A 21,306-nucleotide genomic window follows, 5' to 3' on the forward strand; every position below is an offset into this window, starting at 1 on the left:
TAATCTTTTAGAAATAAAAATTTTGCAGAAAGAATCTCAATTCCCGAATCCAGGACCACCAAAGAAAGGGATTTTGCTGGTAAACCTCGGGTCGCCAAAATCTACGGCAGTACATGATGTAAAGGAATACCTTGATGAATTTTTAATGGATGAAAGGGTAATTGATTACCGATGGATCTTCCGAGCTCTGCTGGTCCGTGGGATTATTCTGAGGACGAGACCTGCCAAATCTGCCGAGGCTTATAAAACAGTGTGGACAGATGAGGGATCTCCTCTGATCGTCATTACAGAAAAGATCAGGAAAAAATTACAAAAACTGGTGGATGTCCCTGTAGAAATCGGGATGAGATATGCGGAGCCAAGCATTGAAGCAGGAATTCAAAAACTGGCTGACCAGGGCGTGTCCGAAATTGTTCTTTTCCCATTGTATCCTCAGTATGCTATGAGTACCACAGAAACAGTGATCGAGAAAGCCGAGGAAGTAAGGAAAAAGAAATTTCCGGAGATCAGGATCAGCTATATCCAGCCTTTTTACCACAGGGATATTTATATTAATTGTCTCGCAGAAAGCATTAAGGAAAAGCTTCCGGAAAATTTCGATGCCTTGCAATTTTCCTATCACGGGGTTCCGGAAAGGCATATTTATAAAACAGATCCTACCAGGACCTGTAATCTCAATGATTGCTGCTCGAGAGATACCAACCCAAGCCATCAGTTCTGCTACCGTCACCAATGTTTTAAGACTACCGATATGGTGATTGAAAAACTGAATTTACCAAAAGAAAAGACAATTGTCTCTTTCCAGTCAAGATTAGGTAAGGACAAATGGATCGAGCCTTATACTGATGAGACTCTTGAAACTATTCCTAAAAAAGGGATTAAAAATCTGGCCATTGTCTGTCCGGCTTTTGTTTCGGATTGCCTGGAGACTTTAGAGGAGATCTCGGTGGAAGGCAAAGAGCAGTTTTTACATGCCGGAGGTGAGAATTTCCATTACATTCCATGTCTGAATGATGAAGACCGCTGGATTGAGGTTATCAAAATCCTGTGCGAGGAGAAGCTGAATGATTTTTACCTGGTATAATAAACAGGTCCGGTTAGAGTTAACGGATTCCAGGAAGAGGTAAGAATCAACATTGGCTGTCCGGCTGAGAACTGCCGGCCGTTGGATAGAGGCCATCAGATCTTTATTTGAAATATAATAACCTCCGGAATGGAGGTTATTTCAATATGGTTATTGTATAAGGATCATACATTTATCTCACCGGAGTTCTGAACTCACCGTATCCCATAAGGCCATCATAGTTCCTTCCGAACGGGGCATAATACAGAAATGCCTGATAAAGGTTTTCGGTCTGCCAGAAATTCCCGTTGATTTCGCCAAAATTCAAAGATCCGTCCGCATCTTTAGTGGCCAGGATATAGTTATAAAAGCCTTGTTTCAGAAATATTTTAGCAATGTACTGCTTTGAAGCTACATCATATTGCATCTGGTTTTCCTTGCCCGGCTTGAAGTCGTTGAAGCCTCCTAATACATAAATCTCTTTATCTACAGGATCGGAATCTAATGAGAACTGTACCCAGGAGTAATCTCCCTCTCTTTCTGCATTTCTCTCAATTCCCAGATCATTTCTCCTGTAATACCATGCTCCGTTTACATCAGGCTGGTATTGGTAATTAAGCGGAAACGCCCATACCGGGTGCAGATAAGTATAATTAACGCCGTCTTTTACTTCTGTAGCACGGACCATATCGGCCGCCATATTCATATTTTTATTATCAAAATAATAAAATTCATTATTTCCCGGAAATGTCAGACTCATTTGCTGGAAAAGCAGCCTGCTTCCTAATGTAGAGCTTGGCTTTAAATTTTTAACCGTCATTACAGGATTATTATTCTGCATCACATTCAGGCTTATCGAATTGACATTAGAGGATAAATCTCCTCCCTTGGTAACTGCCTGTACCTCTACCCTCTGGTTAATATTAGGATTTTTGGCATCTGCAATCCTGGAAATATTCAAAGCCAGGGTAGCCACATCTTCCACTACATAAAATCTCCTTTTGAAAAGTGGCTTTTCCGCAGAATCCTTATAGACAATTATTTCAAAATTTCCTGAAATTTTAGGTTGCATTTTTTCATTCGGGAAAGTAAGGGTATAGTGCGTATAGGATTGCAGTGTATTGAATGAATACTGGAATTTATCAAGCAATCCGTTCAAGCTGCCGTTTGCAAATTCCGTGAAGAACAGATTATCATCATTCCAGTTTCTGTCATAATGCTTGATGGTATACCGGTAAATTTCGCTTGAGTTGGTAAGGTCATCAAAGCTCAGAACTAACTGTTGATTAAAGCCGATTACAGGTGTTTCGTCATTTGTCTGCGGATTGAATAGCTGTATACTTTGGATGTTTTGCCCAAAAACCAATCCGCTCAAAGAAAGTAAAAAAAATCGTAAAGTTTTCATTACGACGAAGATAACGAAAAATCGGGACTTTCTGTATAATATCGTATTTTTGATAAAAAAATAAAAGAAGATCATGCTTCAGATTAAGAGCTTCGTATTCAATTTCGCCAGCGAAAACACCTATATACTTTATAATGAAAACAAAAATGCCTGGCTCATAGATCCGGGAAATATGGATGAGCGGGAAACCAGGGTTATTGAGGGATTCATCAGCGACAATAGTTTACAGATCCGGAAAATACTTCTGACCCATGCTCATATTGATCATATTCTCGGGCTGCAGTGGGCTTTTAATACATTCAGAATCCCTGTGAACATGCATAAAGACGATCAGGAAATTTTAGATATGTTCCAGGCAAGCGGAATGCGGTTCGGGTTTAAAATCCAGCCTTTACAGGTGGACATCGAATACCTTAGTGAGGGTGATGAGCTCGACCTTGACGGAGAAAAATTTAAAGTATACCATGTACCGGGACATTCCCCGGGAAGTATTGTTTACCACAACCCCTCACAAAAGTTCATGATCTCCGGTGATGTCCTTTTTGAAGGCAGCATAGGAAGAACAGATCTGTACAAAGGCAATTACGAACAGTTAATCAACGGGATCAGAAACAAGCTTTTCATTCTGGATGAAGAAACAAAGGTATTCTCAGGACATGGAAACCCTACGACGATCGGCTTTGAAAAGCAATATAACCCTTTTTTCAGATAAAAAATAACCGGACCTGGACCTAAAGAATAGATTGATTGGACTGATTTAAAACCACAGGCCAGTTCAACCGGATTTGGAAGAACCCTATCGGAATTTTAAATGAACAATCCGCAATATGTATATAAAAAGCCTATCCCACAATGATGAGACAGGCTTTAATTATATAGTTTGGCTTAGAAATCCAGGGTTATTGAAGCTCTTGCGGCAGCTCCCATGATCGGTCTTGCCATTCTGAGATCAGTTCCCGAAGATACCGGAGATCTTGGGTCACCTTCCGTGATACCAATGGTATTGAAAATATTTGTTCCATCAATGGCAAAACGTATTTTGCCTAACTGATAAGAGGTTCCCGCACCAAATTCGGTGAATGACGGTAAAATATTATCATCGGTATTTCCTTCATTTTGGAATCGTTTGCCATAGTAGTTCATGCTTACGTAGGCCCTCCACTGTTTTGTAATATTTACAGCCGGTGAAATATTGAAATAAAATTTAGGCATTCTTCTTACCGTATTTCCGTCATAGTCGAAAGTGGTCCCATCGGCATTTCTTCCGGTAAAATCCTTATACTTAGGATTTTGAATGGTACCATTGAAAGCTACTTCAAGCAGGTTATTGAATAATCTTGCATATCCTTCCAGCTCTACCCCGATATTCGTAGTGTTGGCAAATTTATTCTCTGAAGTTCCGTCAGAGAAAACGTCCGTAAACGAAAGTCTTTTAAGGGCTGAATAGAAAGGTATCACAGCAATATCCAGCCTGCTGGAATAATATTTATATCCTATCTCCAGCTGATTGGTGGTAACGGGTTTGATGTCGCTCAGATTATTCATATTATTGTAATACGCTTCTTCATTAGGAGACCTGAAGCCGTGGGAGAAACGGGCATATACAGCATTTTGTCTGTTGAATTTATAATTTACGGCTCCCGTATAGGATACCTTATCTATATCATAATACCAGTAGGTATACCTATTTCCCAGAACGCTCATATTATCATCTGCCGTTGTGGCGGCGAAGCTATGAACACCGTCTGTGGTTAAGCCGGAATTATCCAGATTTGCCGTTGTTGTATTTACTCCGTATCCTTTATAGAAATCACGGCTGTAACGGATTCCTCCGTTGAAACTTAAGTCATCCGTAATATTGTAATCCAAATTCAGATACAGGTCATTCAGGCTACCCTGTATCTGGGAATCTCTTATCAGGAAAGACATGTCTGTGACCCCGTTATACGTTTTTGAATAGCCTACGTCAGCAGGAGTAAGAGAAGTATCTACCAGGTTAAGCAGCTGGGGTCTGTCTGTAGCTGTGGTAAGGATATTGCTCCAGTTCCAGTACTGATGTGATTTCCAGTTAGACTTATAAAAACCTGCTGTAACATTTCCTTTGTCGAATTTATAATTAAACTGTAGGTCGTTTATAAAATTGTTCATTTGCTTATCAATAGCCCAAAAACCAAGCTTTTGAACATACTGGGGATTCACTATGGACCCGCTCCCTACCAGGGAATACTGATAATTATTCCCGGATATGTCACTGGCCGAAGCAAAGGCGGAAGCAAGCTGAGGGGCGCCTGCCGGGAATATGCCCGTATAATTCATATTGATATCAGTATACCTTGTTTTATTTAAGACACTGAAATTATTGCCCAGGTCATATTTGAATTCAGCGCCCAGGACATCCATTTTCGGATGAATCCCATCCTCCAGATTCCTGCTGAAAAAGCCGCCTCCTGCCTGAGGAATATTAAGCTGGCTGATAGCCCTGTAGCTGTATGTGCCATAATTGGCATCAAACCCCGGAAATTCTTTTAAGTCATTTCCCTCCTGCACCAAAGGAATCGGAAGATAAAATGTATTTCTGTCATCCAGCTTTTTGTAGTAGACTTTTGCATATCCTTTATCAAAAACATATTTCAGGTTCATTTTAACCTGTCCTCCGTTATTGGCCTTGAAGCCGGTTTTTCTGATTCCGTCATCCGTCCGGTAGAATCCGCCTATATTGAAAAATAATTTGTCCTGGATCAAAGCCCCGCCTAAATTAACGTCGGTACGCATTAAACCGTAAGTGCTGGTCTCTAATTTGGCCACGCCTCTGAAAACATTAGTCCCTTCCTTGGAAATAAAGTTAACAAGACCCCCGGGGGAATTGTTGGCATAAATGGATCCGGAACCTCCTCTTAATGCTTCAAGCCTGCTTACCGTATTATCTACACGAAAAAAATTATCCGCGTTGGCAAATTGTAAAGCGCCGTCCTCAAAAACCGGCAATCCGTCTTCCTGTACCTGTACAAATTCGTAGGCTCCGGCAGAGGGAATACCTCTGGCAAAAAGGTTATTGCCCACCTCACCTCCAGAAGTCTCTACCGCAAAGCCGGGAACCCGCTGTAACAAAGCAGCAGTACTTACCGGATTCTGCTTTTGGATTTCCTTTGCACTGAAAGTGGAAATTGCTGTACTGGATTCAATCTTCTTTTTCGGGTTTGAGTTTCCCGTAATAACTATCTGATCGATAGATCCTGTTCTTGTGGAATCCTGAGGAACGGTTTCCTGGGCATACGCATTATTAAAATAAAGCGTAGCGATTCCGGCAATTAAAAAGATCGACTTTTTTCTCATAGCCCTATGATTTTTTATATTTGTTTAGTTAGTTTTTTTCAGTTTCAGATACACTCCGTTAGTCCAGCCAAATCCATCCTGGTTCGGGTACTCTCCTCCACCTGCAATAGATTCGGTATCCAGCGCATTGTATTTTTCCATCAGTTTTCCCGTATTATTGTATACCCTTTCTACATTAGAGCACCAGTTATTTTTTATTTTTTCCGCCAACTCCGTAAAACCGTAATTCATCATCGCCTTATATCCAAGCCACTGATAAGGTGCCCAGGCATTCGGAAAATCCCATTGCTGCCCGGATTGCTTTGTTGTAGTAACAAGCCCGCCTTTATACAGAAACTTTTCGGCAATGATACCGGAAACAGCCTCAGCCTGCTCTTCGCTGGCCAGGCCTAAAAACAAAGGATAAAGAGCAGCAATATGTTCAGACGTTGTGTTGTTGTGTTTTTTTGTATGATAATCTTTGTATGTATTTCCATCCCAGAAGTACTTATCGATCATCTGTCTTCTGTTTGCTGCTCTTTCAGTAAAATAATTCTCTTTTTCTGTGAGGTGATGAAGCGCTGAAGATTTAGCCAGTGTTTTTTCCAGGTGCCACAAAAGGCAGTTGAGGTCAACCTCAGCCAGGTCCAGCGTTTCTATGGTCTCAATATGCTCTCCGTCTGCAAACCATCTGCTGGAAAAATCCCAGCCGGATTCACAGGCGCTTCTTATATTTCTGTAAAATTCTTCCCCTGATGCCCGCTTGCTGTCTTCAATATCAATCAGATAACTTTCAGGGCGGGGCGCATTCTCTGAATCGTAATAGCGGTTTAAAAGATCCCCGTCTTTGGTTTTAATGATCCTTTTTATTTCAGAGCCCTTGTCCAGCTCCTGATTTCCGTCCATCCAGAAAGCATATTCCTTTTCCAGGGTATCATGATACCTGCTATAGACCGTTTCGTCCTGGGTGGTTTCAAACAGCAGGTCAAGCATCAGCGAAAAATACGGTGGCTGGGAACGGCTTAAAAAATGGGTTCTGCTGGCATTGGGAACAAACCCCACATTCCGGATCAGGTAAGAACAATTTTCAATAATATTTTCCATCATTTCTACTCTTCCCGAAACCTGCAACCCCAGCATGATAAAATAACTGTCCCAATAGAAGAACTCATTAAACCTTCCTCCGGGAACGATATAAGGTCTGGGCAGCTTTAAAAGGGTTCCTTGCTCTTCATACGCGGTGCGGGTAAGCTCATCCCAAAGCCGTTCGATATGCTGCTCAATGGGCAGATGGTCCTCTTTCTGAATAGAAACCCTTGCTCCCAAAAAGTCAAAATTCGACATTACAAAGCCTTTGAGGTTAAAGCCTTCGGATTGTTTTTCCTGCTCATATTTTTTATTGATCTCTGACACAGGAAATAAAGGAACCGCATCTGTCATCATCTTTTGATCTTCAAAGATTTCTGATCTCTGTACTTCATCAAAAAGGGTCTGGATTTCATTTATGTAAAGCTGCTTGCTCATTTTAATTTTTAGGATTTATTTTTAACTTATTCATGAAAATTGCCGAGATAATCAATAGTGAAAGTGGTATCAGTGAAAGGTAAAATGCCTGCTGTCCGCTGAATTCCTGAAACACGAAACCTGTAATAACGGAACCTATCGTTCCTCCGATGGCAGAGAAAACCACAATAAGCCCGGACATCGCACTATGCAGATATTTCGGAATTGAAGCCAGGATAACGGAATTGATACTTGGATAGATCGGGGCCAGCAGCCCTCCCATCAAAGGAAACAGATAAACCACAAGCGGCGCGTTCAGCCAGCTGGTACGGGCATCTATATGAATATCATGCGTGAGAGGCAAAACCAGCAGTAAGCTGATAGCAAAACCTGCCGCACAAAAGGAAACCACATAGATCCAGCTGAATCTTTTTGAAAAAAATCCTGACAGAAACCTTCCCAGGGCAAAAGCTCCGGCTAAAACCGCCCCTGCCTGGATACTCATGGATGTCGGCACTTTCAGGATTTCCTTATAAAAAGTGGGCGTCCAGGTCTGAAAACTTTGTTCTACCAGTACAAAAAGAAAAGCACACAACAGAAAAAACAGTACTTTTTTATAGCTGAACAGGCTTATACTGTTTCTAAGATCTCCTAACAGGTTGGTCTTTTCACTCCTGGCCTCTTTCTCATTCAGCTTGGAAAAGAAAAGAAACAGGAATGACAGTGTGGTAAGGGCACCCAGTACCCAATATACATTCAGCCAATGGGTAGATCTGGGATTATGATCATCAATAAACAAGCTGAATAAAACATTTCCCATCAATACGCCAATCATGAAGAACCCTTCCAGATACCCCATAAAACTTGAATGTTCTTTATCTGTATCCGTCACCAGCCCGATAGAGGTGAAAACCGAAATCTTTATCAGAGCAAAAGAAATCCCAACGATCGTAAATAACAGTTTGAAAAACCAAAAATCGTTGGAAAAAGGCATTACAAAACACATACAGCTTACCAGAAATAAAGCAATCAGCATAGAATTCCTGATCCCTATTTTGGGTAGAAAAGATGCCAGAATGAAAGAACAAATGGCAATAGGCAGATCTTTAAAACCCTCCAGAACACTCGCCGACGATTTTGATATCCCGAAGTTTTGCTGTACCTGGAGAATAACCGTTCCTACGGAATTCAACAGAATCGCAAAAACGAAATAATTTAAAAATAAAACTGCCTTGATATTGAAATTTTTCATCAGGATCATTTCTTTCCGGCTAAGATATAGGCATTTAACTTAACGTTAATTTAACACAATAAATCAATATTTGAACTATATTAATATATTTATTATTTTTAATGATTAAAATGTATTAATTTAATGAAAGTCACATTTGAAAGGGTAATCCCTGATGAAAAAAGCTCTTTTCATATTATCCACAATAATTCTCCCATTTCGGAATTCAAATGGGAATACCATTATCATCCGGAAATCGAGCTTGTCTGCGTAGTTTCGGGGAGTGGAACCCGGCATGTGGGTTATCATAAAAGCAATTATTCCAACGGTGACCTGGTGCTGATCGGTTCCAATATTCCCCATTCCGGATTCGGACTGAATTCCACGGATCCGCACGAGGAAATCGTACTTCAGTTCAGGGAAGAAATTCTGCAGTTTCCGCAGCAGGAAGTGGATGCGATATCCATTAAGAATCTTCTGGAGCTCTCAAAATACGGCATTCATTTTCATCATAAGATTAAAAAGGCCATGCTTCCGAAACTGAGGATGATGCTGGAATCAGAAGGATATAAAAGATATTTGCTGTTACTGGAAATTCTGTTCGAGCTTTCAAATTGCAAAGACTATATCTTATTGAATAACGAGATAATGCCTTATACCATCATTTCCAAAAACAAAACCCGTCTTGAGAATATTTTCACGTACGTAGAAAACCATTATGACAAAGATATTGATATTGAGGAGGTGGCCAGGCTGGCCAATCTTACATTACCTGCCTTCTGTAATTTTTTCAAAAAGGCCACGCAGATCACTTTCACCGAATTTGTAAACCGTTTCCGCATTAATAAAGCGTGCCTGCTGATGGCCCAGGACAAGACCATTTCGGAATGCAGCTATAGCTGTGGTTTTAATAATGTTACCTATTTTAACCGGATGTTTAAAAAGTATACCGAAAAGACTCCTTCAGAATTTATTAAAAGCTTTTCCCACAATAAGGTAAGTGTATGACCTGGTTATGGTGTAATTACTGATCTGACAGCATTATTTCTTATTTCCGGTATGATATACCTAAAAAAAGCTGTTCATGTTGAACAGCTTTTAGGCATTATTTCCATTTAATATTGCATCCCATACTCGGCCTTTGAATTTCTTCCTGAGGCTCTCCTGCCAGAAGGTTTTCAAAAGCAATGATCAGATCTTCCCCGGTTACATCCTTATGATTACCCGGTCTTGAATCATCCATCTGACCTCTGTAGATAAGATCCAGCTTTTCATCAAAGAAATAAAAATCCGGGGTACAGGCTGCATCATAAGCTTTCGCCACGGCCTGGCTTTCATCATACAGGTAGGGAAAATCAAACCTCTTTTCGATCTGGAACTCGATCATTTTTTCCGGAGAATCTGCCGGATATTTTTCTACATCGTTCGAGTTGATCGCAATAAATTCTATCCCTTTCTCGTGATAGTCCTCATACAGCTCATTAATCTTATCAATAACGTGCAATACAAAGGGGCAATGATTGCACATAAAGATGATTAATGTACCTTTTTCTCCTTTCAGCTCGTCCAGAGACTGAATTTCGTTACTTTTGGATGGGTTCGGAAGCTCAAAAAAAGGAGCTTTTGTTCCTAAAGCCAGCATATTTGACGGAGTATTCATATCCTTATTTCTTTGCCAGCAAAGATAAAATTTCTTTTATTAACAGCCAATTCGGGAGTTTATAAACTTACAGCAATTGTTAAAATTCAAATATTATTTGGAAGATATTGCTAAAAGTTTGTAGTTTTGCTAACACTGTTAGTAAAAAATATCATGGGCCTACATGAACGTCGTCAAAGAGAGAAAGAATCTATCCGTGCAAATATTTTGCAGGCGGCATTTAATTTGGCCAGAACCGAAGGCTGGGGTTCACTTTCCATGCGTAAGATAGCGGATGCCATTGAATACAGCGCTCCTGTTGTGTATGATTATTTTGAAAATAAGGAAGCTATTTTATTTGAGATTTCCCTGAAAGGGTTCAATCTTTTGAACAATGAGCTGGAAAAGGCCCAGAGAAAGTATGAAACTCCGGAAGAGCAGCTTACGGCTATTGTAGATGCATACTGGAATTTTGCTTTCAAGAACAAGGAGTATTATCAGCTGATGTTTGGCTTAGGAATGCAATGCAGCGGGAAAGGCCAGATGAAAGAGGAATTCTCTTCGTTCCAGGATATGATCTATGAATGTACCTACAGCATCATTAAGAAAAACGGATCTAACCCGGACAATGCCTGCCACATGTCTCATGCCTTATTTTCAGCAGTACACGGATTGATCTCCATTATGATGATGCGTAACACGGATATTCCGTCTACAATGAACAAAACAACTTTAGACGAAACGGTTTCGGCTTTTATTAAATCTTTATAAATTTTTTTTGAACAACAAATTAACACTGTTAGGAAAAATAACATCAGATAAGTTGAAATTATTAATCAAAACTCATTAAAAATGCTGATAATGGAACCTTATCATTGATAATACTTCATAGTATTTTTTTTAACTTGATAATTAACACCGTTAGAAAAATTAACATATAATTAATACACCTCACCTCATATAGTAATCAAAACTTAATAACTATTAGAATTATGGAAATGGCAATGTAACTATTATGAAAGATTCTGTAAATCATTCTGAATCAACTGTTAACACTGTTAGAAAAATTAACAGGATCAAAACAAAAACAACATTATTAAAATTAAAACCTTCATTAAAAAATTTAAACTTAAAATGAAAATACCTGGAAAAACAAGGATTATCGTACTGATATCGAGTATCATCCTTTTACAGAATTGCAGTAAAGCAGCAGAGGGCTCCAACCCGACCCTTCCCGCTCCGGAATTACCTGTATATACCGTAATTACTTCTCCAGCTACGACATATCAGGAATACCCTACCGCGCTGGAGGGAAAAAACAATGTAGAGATCAGATCTCAGGTGGACGGTTATCTGGACAAGATATACGTAGAAGAAGGATCTTTTGTAAGAGCCGGACAGCCTTTATTTAAAATAGATTCCAGAGCTTACGGTGAGCAGATGAACATGGCCCAGGCCAATCTGCAGGCCGCGAATGCCAATATCCAGAAGGCCAAGGTAGAAGTAGACCGTCTACAGCCACTGGTAGCAGCCAAAGTGGTTTCAGACGTACAGCTAAAAACAGCTAAAGCCAATTACGCGGCGGCAATAGCAGCAGCGGCACAGGCTAAAGCCACAGTAGGAAACGCCAGAATCAATGTAGGATTTACAACCATTACAGCCCCGGTAAGCGGATATATCGGAAGGATTCCCTACAAAAAAGGGAGCCTGATCTCCAGAACAGATCCTAATCCCCTTACATTGCTGTCTGACATCAGCGAGATATATGCATATTTTTCTTTAAGCGAGCTGGATTTTATTGCTTTTCAGAATAAATATCCCGGTGCCACTTTAGAAGAAAAGCTTAAGAATATGCCGATGGTAGAGCTGGTGATAGCAGACAATACCATTTATCCCCAGAAAGGTAAGATGAGCATTGTTGACGGGCAATTCGATAAAACTACCGGAGCCATCAGCGTACGTGCAGTATTCCCGAATGCCAGCGGTATGCTGAGAACCGGAAATACGGGCAGAATCCGCATGCCGCAGCTGTTCTCGGATGCCTTAGTGATTCCACAGGAATCTACTTTTGAAATTCAGGATAAAACTTATGTATATGTACTTGGAAAAGACCAGAAAGTAACCAGCAGACCTGTAAAAATCTCAGGAAAAACAAACAATTATTACTTTATTTCCGAAGGGTTAAAACCTAGTGAAAAGATCGTGTATACAGGGATTGGAAATCTGAAGGACGGTGCCGCCATCAAACCGAAGGCCATTTCTTCCGACAGTTTACTAAAAGCCAGACCTCTATAAGGATCCTTCCAATACAGAAGACTTAAAAAAATAAACTTCTTATGCTAAAACAATTTATAGAAAGACCGGTACTTTCTACCGTAATCTCCATAATACTTCTATTACTGGGGGCCTTATCCCTCTTTAACTTGCCCATAGCCCTCTTTCCGGATATCGCTCCTCCGAGTGTTCAGGTTACAGCGTTTTACCCGGGGGCCAATGCGGAAGTAGTAGCCCGTTCTGTGGCAACACCAATCGAAGAAGCGGTGAACGGGGTGGAAAATATGACCTATATGACCTCAAATTCAAGTAACGACGGTACAATGACTTTGAACGTTTTCTTCAAACAGGGGTCAGACGCAGACAATGCTGCGGTAAATGTACAAAACAGAGTATCCAAAGCCATGAGCCAGCTTCCTCAGGAAGTGGTTCAGGCAGGAATCTCAACCCAGAAGGTACAGAACAGTATGATCATGTTCATGGGACTGTCCAGTGACGATCCCAAGCAGTATGACGAGCTGTTTTTACAAAATTACCTCAAAATCAATATAATCCCGCAGATACAGCGTATCCCGGGTGTGGCTCAGGCGCAGGTTTTCGGGACCAGAGACTACTCCATGCGTATATGGCTGAAGCCGGACAGACTGGCAGCCAATAATCTTTCTCCTCAGGAGGTAATGAATGCGATCAAGGATCATAACCTTGAGGCTGCTCCCGGACGTCTCGGGCAGGGAAGTAAGGAAACTTATGAATATATCCTTAAATACAAAGGAAAACTGAATAAGAACGAAGACTATGAGAATATTGCCATCAAAGCCAATAACGACGGCTCATTCTTAAGATTAAAAGACGTAGCGAGAGTAGAATTTGGTTCCTATACCTATACCGCTGTCAACAGGGTGGACGGAAAACCGGTAGCAGGTTTTGCCATTTTGCAGACTGCAGACTCCAATGCCAATGAAATCCTTACAGAGATTGAAAAACAGGTGGAAACCTTTAAGGCTGATCTTCCAAAAGGAGTGAACCCGATCATCATGTATAACTCCAAAGACTTCCTTGATGCTTCTATCCATCAGGTAGTAGAAACATTAGTGATTGCATTTATCCTGGTATTCATCGTTGTATTTATTTTCCTTCAGGATTTCAGATCTACGTTGATTCCGGCTATTGCAGTTCCCGTAGCCATCATCGGTACGTTCTTCTTCCTCCAGCTTTTTGGTTTCAGCATCAATATGCTTACGTTGTTTGCGCTGGTGCTTGCCATTGGTATCGTAGTGGATGATGCCATTGTAGTTGTGGAAGCTGTACATGCCAAAATGGAGCATACCGGGATGTCTGTAGAGCACGCTACCATGAATTCGATGAGTGAAATTTCCGGAGCGATTATTTCCATTACTCTGGTAATGTGTGCGGTATTTATTCCGGTAGGATTCATGCAGGGGCCTGCGGGGGTTTTCTACAGACAGTTTGCCTTTACATTGGCCATCGCAATCATGATTTCCGCGATCAATGCCCTTACTTTAAGTCCGGCCCTGTGTGCTATTTTCCTGAATGACCCTCAGGGAGAACACGGGGAGCATAGCCATGGTAAGAAAAAAGGCTTTGGAGCAAGGTTCTTCAACGCGTTCAATACAAGCTTCAATTCCATGACCCAAAAGTATATCTACAGCCTTAAATTCTTAATTAAGAATAAATGGATCGCTGTAGGAGGTCTGGTGGTCATCACGGCAGCAAGCATTTTCCTGATTAAGAAAGCTCCGTCCGGATTTATTCCTACCGAAGACCAGGGATTTGTTTTATACGCGGTAAATACTCCTCCGGGAAGCTCCCTGGAAAGGACCCACAACGCCACTGAGCAGATTGACAAGATCGTAAAAGGAGAAAAAGCCACCAATCACCTTTGGGTTGCGGATGGTATGAACTTCATCAGTAATGCCAATGCGTCCCCGTATTCCGCAGGCTTTATCAAGCTTAAAGATTATAAAGACCGTGGTGAAATGAAAGATCCTGACCAGATCGCAGCTACTCTGACGGGAAAGGTAAGCCAGGTAAAAGACGCCAATGCTTTCTTTTTCAACTTCCCAACGGTTCAGGGTTTTGGTAACGTGTCCGGATTTGAGTTCATGCTTCAGGATAAAACCAACGGTTCTTTTGAGCAGCTGGGGCAAACAACCCAGGCGTTCATCGGTGAGCTGATGAAGCGTAAAGAAATTGCTTTTGCATTCACTACCTTCGCGGCGGGAAATCCCCAGTATTCCATTGAAGTGGATGCTGACAAGGCAAATCAGCTGGGAGTTTCCATCTCAGAGCTGATGCAGACCATGCAGATCTATTATGGTAGTAGCTTCGTATCCGATTTCAACAGATTCGGAAAATACTACAGGGTAATGGCCCAGGCAGATGTTCCTTACCGTACGGATGTAAATTCATTGGAAGGGATCTACGTTAAAAATAATTTAGGTGAAATGGTTCCGGTAAAAACGCTGGTTACTCTGAAAAGAAGTTTCGGTCCTGAAACGGTGACCAGGAACAACCTGTTCAATGCAGTAACGATCAATGGAACTCCGAAGCCCGGCTATAGTACCGGGGATGCCATCAAAGCGGTTGAAGAGGTGGCCAAACAGTCGCTGCCGAGAGGATACGGATATGAGTGGACAGGTATTACCCGTGAAGAGATCAAGGCAAGTGGTCAGACGGCATTCATCTTCCTTTTAAGTATTTTGTTTGTGTATTTCCTACTGGCTGCCCAATATGAAAGCTACATCCTTCCTTTTGCAATTATCCTTACCGTTCCTACGGGAATATTCGGAGTGTTTGCCTTCACAGGATTGGCCGGAATTGATAATAATATTTATGTACAGGTAGGATTGATCATGCTGGTCGGGCTATTGGCAAAAAATGCCATCCTGATCGTAGAGTTTGCCGTTCAGAGGAGAAGGGCAGGAAAAACGCTGATAGAATCTGCATTGCAGGCTTCAAGATTACGTTTGAGACCGATCCTGATGACGTCTTTCGCCTTTATCATCGGTATGCTTCCGCTTGTCTGGACCCAGGGTGCTTCTGCCAAAGGAAATCATTCCATCGGTATCAGTACGGTAGGAGGAATGCTTACAGGCGTTGTGTTCGGGATCTTTATTATTCCGGTGATGTATGTGATCTTCCAGTATCTGCATGAAAAAATGCCTAGCAGAAAAAAGAAAAGACTTAAAAAACAAAATCATGATGTTGCTTTAACAGCTGCTCATTAAGTTTTAAAAGAATAACAATGAAAAGAGTAAAAAATATTTTTCTAACATTTATATTGGCTGTAGCCTCGGTTTCGTGTGTGTCTAAATTGGCTTACACGGAGCCGGATCTCCAGCTCCCTGAAAAATTCCAGTATACGGCCACCGCAGACACGGCGAGCATTGCGAATCTAGAATGGAAGAAATTTTTCAATGATCCCATTTTACAGGATCTGATCCAGAAAGGAATCAACCATAACTATGATCTGCAGATCGCGTTAAAACAGGTTGCGGCTTCACAGGAAAAACTGAAACAGGCCAAATACCTCCAATATCCGGATGCCAGCTTTGGAGTGACAGGACAAATTTCCAGACCTTCCAAAAACAGCATGAACGGGCAAAGTCTTAATCTCTTTTTAGGACAAAACCATGTGGAGGATTATAATGCAGCCTTCAACCTTTCATGGGAAGCTGATATCTGGGGAAAAATCAAGAATCAGCAGGAAGTTTCAAGGATCCAGTACCTGCAGACCTACGAAGCTTCAAAAGCGATTCAGACTCAGGTGGTGGCAGCAATTGCCCAGGGGTATTATAATTTGCTGATGCTCGATAAGCAGTTGGAAATTGCAAAGTCTAATCTGGAATTAAGCAAGAATACGCTTTCCATTACACAAAAAATGTGGGAAAGCGGAGATACTACCGCTTTGGGTGTACAGCAGGCAACGGCCCAGAAACAGTCTACGGAACTTCTGATCTCACAGCTGGAACAAAATATTGCCATCCAGGAAAACGCTTTAAGCATTCTCGTAGGGGAAACCCCAAATAAGATCAGCAGGACTATTGAAATGTCTGATACCTCTTTGCCACAGGATATCTCTGCAGGCCTTCCGGCAGCAATGGTAAGCCGTCGTCCGGATGTACGGCAGCAGGAACTCATCTTACTGGAATCCAATGCAATGGTAGGTATCGCCCAGGCTAATATGTACCCTTCTCTCAGAATTACAGCCAATGGTGGTGTCAACTCTTTCAAGTTCGACAACTGGTTCCAGATCCCGGCTTCATTGTTCGGATCTGCCTTAGGAGGAATCACCCAGCCTATTTTCCAGAAAAGACAGTTGAAAACCGACCTTGAAGTAGCCAAAATCCAGCGGGAGAAAAACGTTCTGGCATTCCGCCAGTCTGTTCTTAATGCAATGGGTGAGGTTTCGGATGCTTTGGTTTCTAACGAAAATCTGAAAGTTCAGGAACAGAAAGCTACCGAGCAAGTTGCTACCCTGAAAGATGGGATAAAGAGTGCCGAGATGCTATACAAAGGAGGTATGGCCAATTATCTGGAAGTCATTACGGCTCAGGCTAATTCCCTTCAGGCCGAACTGAATCTGGCATCCGTGAAAAGACAAAGATTGAGCAGTATTGTTGATCTTTACAGAGCTTTAGGCGGCGGTTGGAAGTAGTAAATAAAATTATATTGTTGAATGCGGTCTCTCAGGACCGCATTTTTGTTTTGTATCAGAATAAACTATTGGGTCTGCTCATCAACCCACCGGATCAGATCTTCAAAATCCTTTTGGGAATATCCCAGCTTCAGATAATGAATATCATTTGCTTTCCTGTACCAGGTGAGCTGGCGTTTCGCATACCTCCTGCTGTTTTTTTTAATTTCGGAAACGGCGAAATCCAGGTTCCATTCCCCTTCGAGGTATTTGAATAATTCTGTATAGCCTACGGTTTTCAAGGCAGTCAAGTCTTTAAACCCTTCCAGGCCTCTCACCTCCTCAAGCAGACCTTTTTCCATCATTATATCTACCCTCCTGTTAATCCGGTCATACAATTCCTCCCTTGATGCCTCAATCCCGATCCTGATAACGCTAAAATCTCTGGCCCTTTGCGAAACCGCTATCAGATCCGAATATTTTTTGCCGGTTTGCCAGATGATGTCAATCGCCCGCAAAAGCCTTCTGTGATTATGAATATCTACGGCTTCAAAATATTCCGGATCGAGTGCCTTCAGCATTAGTTGAAGCTTTTCAATTCCTTCGTCATCCAGGATCTCCTGAAGCTTCCTCTGATTTTCCGCATCTGCTTCGGGCAGGTCATTCAAGCCTTCAATAAGGGCTTTTTCATACATCATACTCCCCCCTACGAGGATCACGGTGTCATATTTCCGGAAAAGCTGATCGAGTTTTTGTAAGGCGTCCTGCTCATACTGTCCGATGGAGTAATATTCCTGTACTGAAAGGTTTCCGACGAAATGATGTGGAGCTTCTGCCAGTTCTTCCTGGGAAGGCGCAGCAGTACCTATTTTCATTTCCCTGAAAAATTGCCTGGAATCACAGGAAATAATTTCCGTATTGAAATGGATAGCCAAATCAATTGCCAGCCTTGTTTTTCCGATTCCGGTGGGACCTACTACAGAAATCAAATTTTTCACAGTGCTAATTTAAATGTTTATCTTTGTACAACAATAAAAAACTATGATTTTATCAATGACCGGCTTTGGCAGGGCCGAAGATGTTTTTGAAGGTAAAAAAATCTCTATAGATATTAAATCACTGAACAGCAAGAGTTTTGATTTGAATATCAAGATACCTTTACGCTATAAGGAAAAAGAATTTGAGATCAGAAAAATTCTTAATGATAGAATTATCCGTGGAAAAGTAGACTGCTACATCACTTTGGAGAATCTTGAAGAAAGTAATGATGTGAAGATCAATAAGCCGCTTATTGACTCCTACATCAGCGAACTGAGAGGCATTGCATCAGACGGGCCGGATTTTGAATATCTTAAAATGGCGGTAAGACTCCCTGAAGCCGTTACCACAAGGCCTGATGAGCTTACGGAAGGTGAATGGGAAAATCTGGCAGCCATTATCAGCCTTGCTCTTGACAGATTCGAGGAATTCAGAAGAACGGAAGGGAAAATCCTGCACGAAGAACTGGAAAGGAATATTCAGAATATTGACAGATCCCTGGCAGAGGTGCTTCCTTATGAAGAAGAAAGGATCATCAGCGTAAGAGAGCGGTATCAGAAAGCCCTGAAAGAGTTTGAGAATGTAGATGAAACGCGATTCTATCAGGAGATGGCCTATTTTACTGAAAAGCTGGATATCTCTGAGGAAAAGGTAAGACTGGCCCAACACCTGAAATATTATAAAGAAGTAATGGATAACGAAGATTTCAACGGGAAAAAGCTGGGCTTCATCTCTCAGGAAATCGGGAGAGAAATCAATACTTTAGGATCAAAAGCCAATCATGCCGAGATTCAGAAGCTGGTAGTAATGATGAAGGATGATCTGGAGAAAATTAAAGAACAGACGTTAAACGTTTTGTAAAGTTATAAGTATGAATGATGAGCTATAAGCTTTTACGGGTTTTTACCCGTCATTTACTTATAAGCCATAATGAAAAACATGAATAAAGTTATCATATTTTCAGCGCCGTCAGGAAGCGGAAAAACCACATTGGTAAAGCATTCCCTGGAAACATTCCCGGAACTTGAGTTCTCAATTTCATGCACCACAAGACCTCCGAGAGGGAATGAAGTGCATGCCGTGGATTATCATTTTCTGACACCGGATGAATTCAGGCAAAAAATCGCTGAAGACGCTTTTGTGGAATACGAAGAAGTCTATACCGACAAGTATTACGGTACATTAAAATCTGAAGTGGAAAAGATATGGAATAAGGGGAAAGTGGTTATTTTTGATGTAGATGTAAAAGGTGGGATATCCTTAAAAAAATATTTCGGGGAAAAAGCCCTCTCCATTTTCATTGAGCCACCATCCATTGAAGAATTGGAACGCAGATTGATATCAAGAAATACTGATGATGAGGAAACCATCAGGATACGGGTAGCTAAAGCGGAAGAAGAAATGTCCTACGCGAAAGAATTTGACAGGATCGTCATTAACGCCGATCTTGATGAAGCAAAAAAAGAAATAGAAAGTTTAATACACAATTTTATAGAAAGAGATTAGAAATTATAAAACGGGTAAATTTCGCTCACAAAAAATTAGCTCCGGTTTTAGCTTCTGACCTTACATCAAAAACATTAAGATGGATATGAGTACTGAAACATTAGAAAAAGCCAAATCTGCTATCCCTGTAAAAGGATTTTTAGATATAAAAGATTTTATCATTCCTGAAGGCGAAGAGCTGGTAAAAGCCATCCTTCAGCTTAAGAAGGAAAAAAACGCCGTAATTCTTGCACATTACTATCAGCCGGGAGAAATCCAGGACATTGCCGATTTTTTGGGGGATTCTCTTCAGCTGGCAAGACAGGCTAAGGAAACCAATGCGGATATGATCGTATTCTGTGGAGTACATTTCATGGCCGAAGCTGCGAAGATCCTGAACCCTGCCAAAAAAGTCGTTCTGCCGGATACCATGGCGGGATGTTCCTTGGCAGACGGATGTTCCGGGGAAGGGTTGAGAAAGATGCGTGAACAACACCCCAACGCTCTTGTGGCCACCTACATCAATTGCAATGCGGAAACCAAGGCGGAAAGTGACATCATCGTTACCAGCTCAAATGCCGAAACGATAATTGAAGCTCTTCCTAAAGACAGGCCTATCATTTTTGCACCGGATAAAAACCTGGGAAGGTATCTGTCTAAGAAAACCGGACGTGATATGATCCTCTGGGACGGAAGCTGCGTGGTACATGAAGCATTTTCAATGGAAAGAATCGCCAGGCAGCTGGCAGAAAATCCGGATGCCAAACTGATCGCCCACCCCGAAAGCGAAGAGGCGGTTTTACAGCTGGCCCATTTCATCGGCTCCACTTCTGCGCTTTTAAATTATGTGGAAAAGGATGACTGCCAGAAATTCATCATTGCTACGGAAGAAGGCATCCTGCATGAAATGAAAAAACGGGCACCGCATAAGGAGCTGATCCCTGCTTTGGTTTTTGATGAAAGCTGCAACTGCTCGGAATGTTTCTATATGAAACGGAATACTCTGAAGAAAGTGTATTTATGTATGAAATACGAGCTTCCCGAAATCCTTATTGACGAGGAGCTCCGTTTGAAGGCATTAAAGCCTATTGAAGCAATGCTCGAGCTTTCAAAAAGCATAAAATAAATCAATATGGAAACGGATCAAGCGGTCCGTTTTTTTGGCAATTATATACTTAAGCGCAACGGCTACCCTATAACGAAGTAAACTGATTGAAATTCATATTCCGGCATCATTAAAAAATTTAATGAACGGGAAGAAAAAGTATGGAAATTAATCGGAATTTGAAGAATTAAAACGATTTTTGCTTAATAAATAAGTAAGCAATGAGTAAAATATTTCTTGAAGATGTAAAAGTTTATGCCTGCCACGGCGTGCTTCCCGAAGAAAATATCATCGGGACCTATTATATACTCAATCTCGAACTGCATACCGATCTCTGGAAAGCTGCAGAATCTGACGATTTGAATGATACGATAAGCTATGCCGACATCAATGAAATTATCCATAAAGAGATGAAGATCAGGTCTAAACTGCTGGAACATGTTGCGGGCAGGATCATTGCCCGTATCCATGACCAATTTCCGCAGATAGATTATATAAAACTGAGAATTACCAAAACATCTCCTCCGATGCAGGGAGAAATGAAAGGAGCGAGTATTGAACTGGAAAAAAGTTTTAAACCTGAAAATTAAATTT

At 41.3% G+C, this 21,306-nt stretch carries 17 protein-coding genes; 11 read left to right on the forward strand and 6 right to left on the reverse strand.

Translation table 11 applies throughout. From position 1 onward, the window contains the following. The first annotated feature begins 22 nt into the window (after positions 1-22). On the forward strand, positions 23-1,084 hold the full coding sequence (gene hemH, locus ABMQ40_RS12330) for a ferrochelatase (protein WP_370900019.1): 1,062 nt from the start codon (positions 23-25) through the stop codon (positions 1,082-1,084). 172 nt (positions 1,085-1,256) lie between these two features. Here hemH and ABMQ40_RS12335 read toward each other — a convergent pair whose 3' ends face one another. Beyond that, positions 1,257-2,468 (reverse strand): type IX secretion system plug protein, encoded by a 1,212-nt coding sequence (locus tag ABMQ40_RS12335; RefSeq protein WP_370900021.1) that lies wholly within the window; start codon positions 2,466-2,468, stop codon positions 1,257-1,259. 73 nt (positions 2,469-2,541) lie between these two features. Between ABMQ40_RS12335 and ABMQ40_RS12340 the strand changes: the two genes are divergently transcribed. Beyond that, positions 2,542-3,180 carry an MBL fold metallo-hydrolase gene (locus ABMQ40_RS12340; RefSeq protein ID WP_370900023.1) on the forward strand — a complete coding sequence of 213 codons (639 nt, stop codon included), beginning with the start codon at positions 2,542-2,544 and terminating at the stop codon, positions 3,178-3,180. Positions 3,181-3,353: 173 nt separating this feature from the next. On the opposite strand, the gene ABMQ40_RS12345 is transcribed toward ABMQ40_RS12340, so the two are convergent. From ABMQ40_RS12345 to ABMQ40_RS12355, 3 genes are read right to left on the reverse strand one after another with little or no spacing between them, the layout of a single operon-like run. Further along, positions 3,354-5,801 (reverse strand): TonB-dependent receptor, encoded by a 2,448-nt coding sequence (locus tag ABMQ40_RS12345; protein ID WP_370900025.1) that lies wholly within the window; start codon positions 5,799-5,801, stop codon positions 3,354-3,356. A gap of 24 nt (positions 5,802-5,825) precedes the next feature. Beyond that, positions 5,826-7,304: a trehalase family glycosidase gene (locus ABMQ40_RS12350; RefSeq protein WP_370900027.1), complete on the reverse strand. Its 1,479-nt coding sequence runs from the start codon at positions 7,302-7,304 to the stop codon at positions 5,826-5,828. A 1-nt stretch (position 7,305) separates the two neighbouring features. Then, a complete protein-coding gene (locus ABMQ40_RS12355) occupies positions 7,306-8,535 on the reverse strand; it encodes an MFS transporter (protein ID WP_370900029.1) in 1,230 nt (409 codons plus the stop codon). A gap of 123 nt (positions 8,536-8,658) precedes the next feature. On the opposite strand from ABMQ40_RS12355, the gene ABMQ40_RS12360 reads away from it, so the two are divergent. Continuing rightward, complete coding sequence (locus tag ABMQ40_RS12360; RefSeq protein WP_370900031.1) at positions 8,659-9,522, forward strand: AraC family transcriptional regulator; 864 nt, start codon at positions 8,659-8,661, stop codon at positions 9,520-9,522. Positions 9,523-9,619: 97 nt separating this feature from the next. Here ABMQ40_RS12360 and ABMQ40_RS12365 read toward each other — a convergent pair whose 3' ends face one another. Next, positions 9,620-10,174 carry a thioredoxin family protein gene (locus ABMQ40_RS12365; protein WP_370900033.1) on the reverse strand — a complete coding sequence of 185 codons (555 nt, stop codon included), beginning with the start codon at positions 10,172-10,174 and terminating at the stop codon, positions 9,620-9,622. 153 nt (positions 10,175-10,327) lie between these two features. Between ABMQ40_RS12365 and ABMQ40_RS12370 the strand changes: the two genes are divergently transcribed. The 4 genes from ABMQ40_RS12370 to ABMQ40_RS12385 all read left to right on the forward strand — a co-directional run bounded on the left by ABMQ40_RS12370 (position 10,328) and on the right by ABMQ40_RS12385 (position 17,105). After that, positions 10,328-10,924, forward strand: coding sequence for a TetR/AcrR family transcriptional regulator (locus ABMQ40_RS12370; RefSeq protein ID WP_370900035.1), 597 nt, complete (start codon positions 10,328-10,330; stop codon positions 10,922-10,924). Between the two features lie 363 nt (positions 10,925-11,287). Further along, a complete protein-coding gene (locus tag ABMQ40_RS12375) occupies positions 11,288-12,448 on the forward strand; it encodes an efflux RND transporter periplasmic adaptor subunit (protein ID WP_370900037.1) in 1,161 nt (386 codons plus the stop codon). 41 nt (positions 12,449-12,489) lie between these two features. After that, positions 12,490-15,675: an efflux RND transporter permease subunit gene (locus ABMQ40_RS12380; RefSeq protein ID WP_370900039.1), complete on the forward strand. Its 3,186-nt coding sequence runs from the start codon at positions 12,490-12,492 to the stop codon at positions 15,673-15,675. Between the two features lie 17 nt (positions 15,676-15,692). Beyond that, complete coding sequence (locus ABMQ40_RS12385; protein WP_370900041.1) at positions 15,693-17,105, forward strand: efflux transporter outer membrane subunit; 1,413 nt, start codon at positions 15,693-15,695, stop codon at positions 17,103-17,105. A gap of 65 nt (positions 17,106-17,170) precedes the next feature. On the opposite strand, the gene miaA is transcribed toward ABMQ40_RS12385, so the two are convergent. Next, positions 17,171-18,082, reverse strand: a complete 912-nt coding sequence (gene miaA / locus ABMQ40_RS12390) for a tRNA (adenosine(37)-N6)-dimethylallyltransferase MiaA (protein ID WP_370900043.1) — start codon at positions 18,080-18,082, stop codon at positions 17,171-17,173. A 43-nt stretch (positions 18,083-18,125) separates the two neighbouring features. Here miaA and ABMQ40_RS12395 point away from each other — a divergent pair, with 43 nt between their 5' ends. The 4 genes from ABMQ40_RS12395 (at position 18,126) to folB (ending at position 21,302) form a co-directional block, all read left to right on the forward strand. Continuing rightward, positions 18,126-18,983, forward strand: a complete 858-nt coding sequence (locus ABMQ40_RS12395) for a YicC/YloC family endoribonuclease (RefSeq protein WP_370900045.1) — start codon at positions 18,126-18,128, stop codon at positions 18,981-18,983. 78 nt (positions 18,984-19,061) lie between these two features. Further along, a complete protein-coding gene (gene gmk / locus ABMQ40_RS12400; protein ID WP_370900047.1) occupies positions 19,062-19,628 on the forward strand; it encodes a guanylate kinase in 567 nt (188 codons plus the stop codon). Between the two features lie 85 nt (positions 19,629-19,713). Continuing rightward, complete coding sequence (gene nadA / locus ABMQ40_RS12405; protein WP_370900049.1) at positions 19,714-20,733, forward strand: quinolinate synthase NadA; 1,020 nt, start codon at positions 19,714-19,716, stop codon at positions 20,731-20,733. Positions 20,734-20,933: 200 nt separating this feature from the next. Then, positions 20,934-21,302: a dihydroneopterin aldolase gene (gene folB, locus ABMQ40_RS12410; RefSeq protein WP_370900051.1), complete on the forward strand. Its 369-nt coding sequence runs from the start codon at positions 20,934-20,936 to the stop codon at positions 21,300-21,302. Positions 21,303-21,306: the final 4 nt, after the last annotated feature.

This window comes from Chryseobacterium gossypii, assembly GCF_041361455.1.
GTDB lineage: Bacteria > Bacteroidota > Bacteroidia > Flavobacteriales > Weeksellaceae > Chryseobacterium > Chryseobacterium gossypii.

Excerpts from the sequence above, each read along its gene's own strand:
- ABMQ40_RS12335 (WP_370900021.1), bottom strand. The coding sequence starts at position 2,468 with ATGAAAACTTTACGATTTTTTTTACTTTCTTTGAGCGGATTGGTTTTT.
- ABMQ40_RS12340 (WP_370900023.1), top strand. The coding sequence starts at position 2,542 with ATGCTTCAGATTAAGAGCTTCGTATTCAATTTCGCCAGCGAAAACACC.
- ABMQ40_RS12345 (WP_370900025.1), bottom strand. The coding sequence starts at position 5,801 with ATGAGAAAAAAGTCGATCTTTTTAATTGCCGGAATCGCTACGCTTTAT.
- ABMQ40_RS12350 (WP_370900027.1), bottom strand. The coding sequence starts at position 7,304 with ATGAGCAAGCAGCTTTACATAAATGAAATCCAGACCCTTTTTGATGAA.
- ABMQ40_RS12355 (WP_370900029.1), bottom strand. The coding sequence starts at position 8,535 with ATGAAAAATTTCAATATCAAGGCAGTTTTATTTTTAAATTATTTCGTT.
- ABMQ40_RS12360 (WP_370900031.1), top strand. The coding sequence starts at position 8,659 with ATGAAAGTCACATTTGAAAGGGTAATCCCTGATGAAAAAAGCTCTTTT.
- ABMQ40_RS12365 (WP_370900033.1), bottom strand. The coding sequence starts at position 10,174 with ATGAATACTCCGTCAAATATGCTGGCTTTAGGAACAAAAGCTCCTTTT.
- ABMQ40_RS12370 (WP_370900035.1), top strand. The coding sequence starts at position 10,328 with ATGGGCCTACATGAACGTCGTCAAAGAGAGAAAGAATCTATCCGTGCA.
- ABMQ40_RS12375 (WP_370900037.1), top strand. The coding sequence starts at position 11,288 with ATGAAAATACCTGGAAAAACAAGGATTATCGTACTGATATCGAGTATC.
- ABMQ40_RS12380 (WP_370900039.1), top strand. The coding sequence starts at position 12,490 with ATGCTAAAACAATTTATAGAAAGACCGGTACTTTCTACCGTAATCTCC.
- ABMQ40_RS12385 (WP_370900041.1), top strand. The coding sequence starts at position 15,693 with ATGAAAAGAGTAAAAAATATTTTTCTAACATTTATATTGGCTGTAGCC.
- ABMQ40_RS12395 (WP_370900045.1), top strand. The coding sequence starts at position 18,126 with ATGATTTTATCAATGACCGGCTTTGGCAGGGCCGAAGATGTTTTTGAA.
- gmk (WP_370900047.1), top strand. The coding sequence starts at position 19,062 with ATGAATAAAGTTATCATATTTTCAGCGCCGTCAGGAAGCGGAAAAACC.
- nadA (WP_370900049.1), top strand. The coding sequence starts at position 19,714 with ATGAGTACTGAAACATTAGAAAAAGCCAAATCTGCTATCCCTGTAAAA.
- folB (WP_370900051.1), top strand. The coding sequence starts at position 20,934 with ATGAGTAAAATATTTCTTGAAGATGTAAAAGTTTATGCCTGCCACGGC.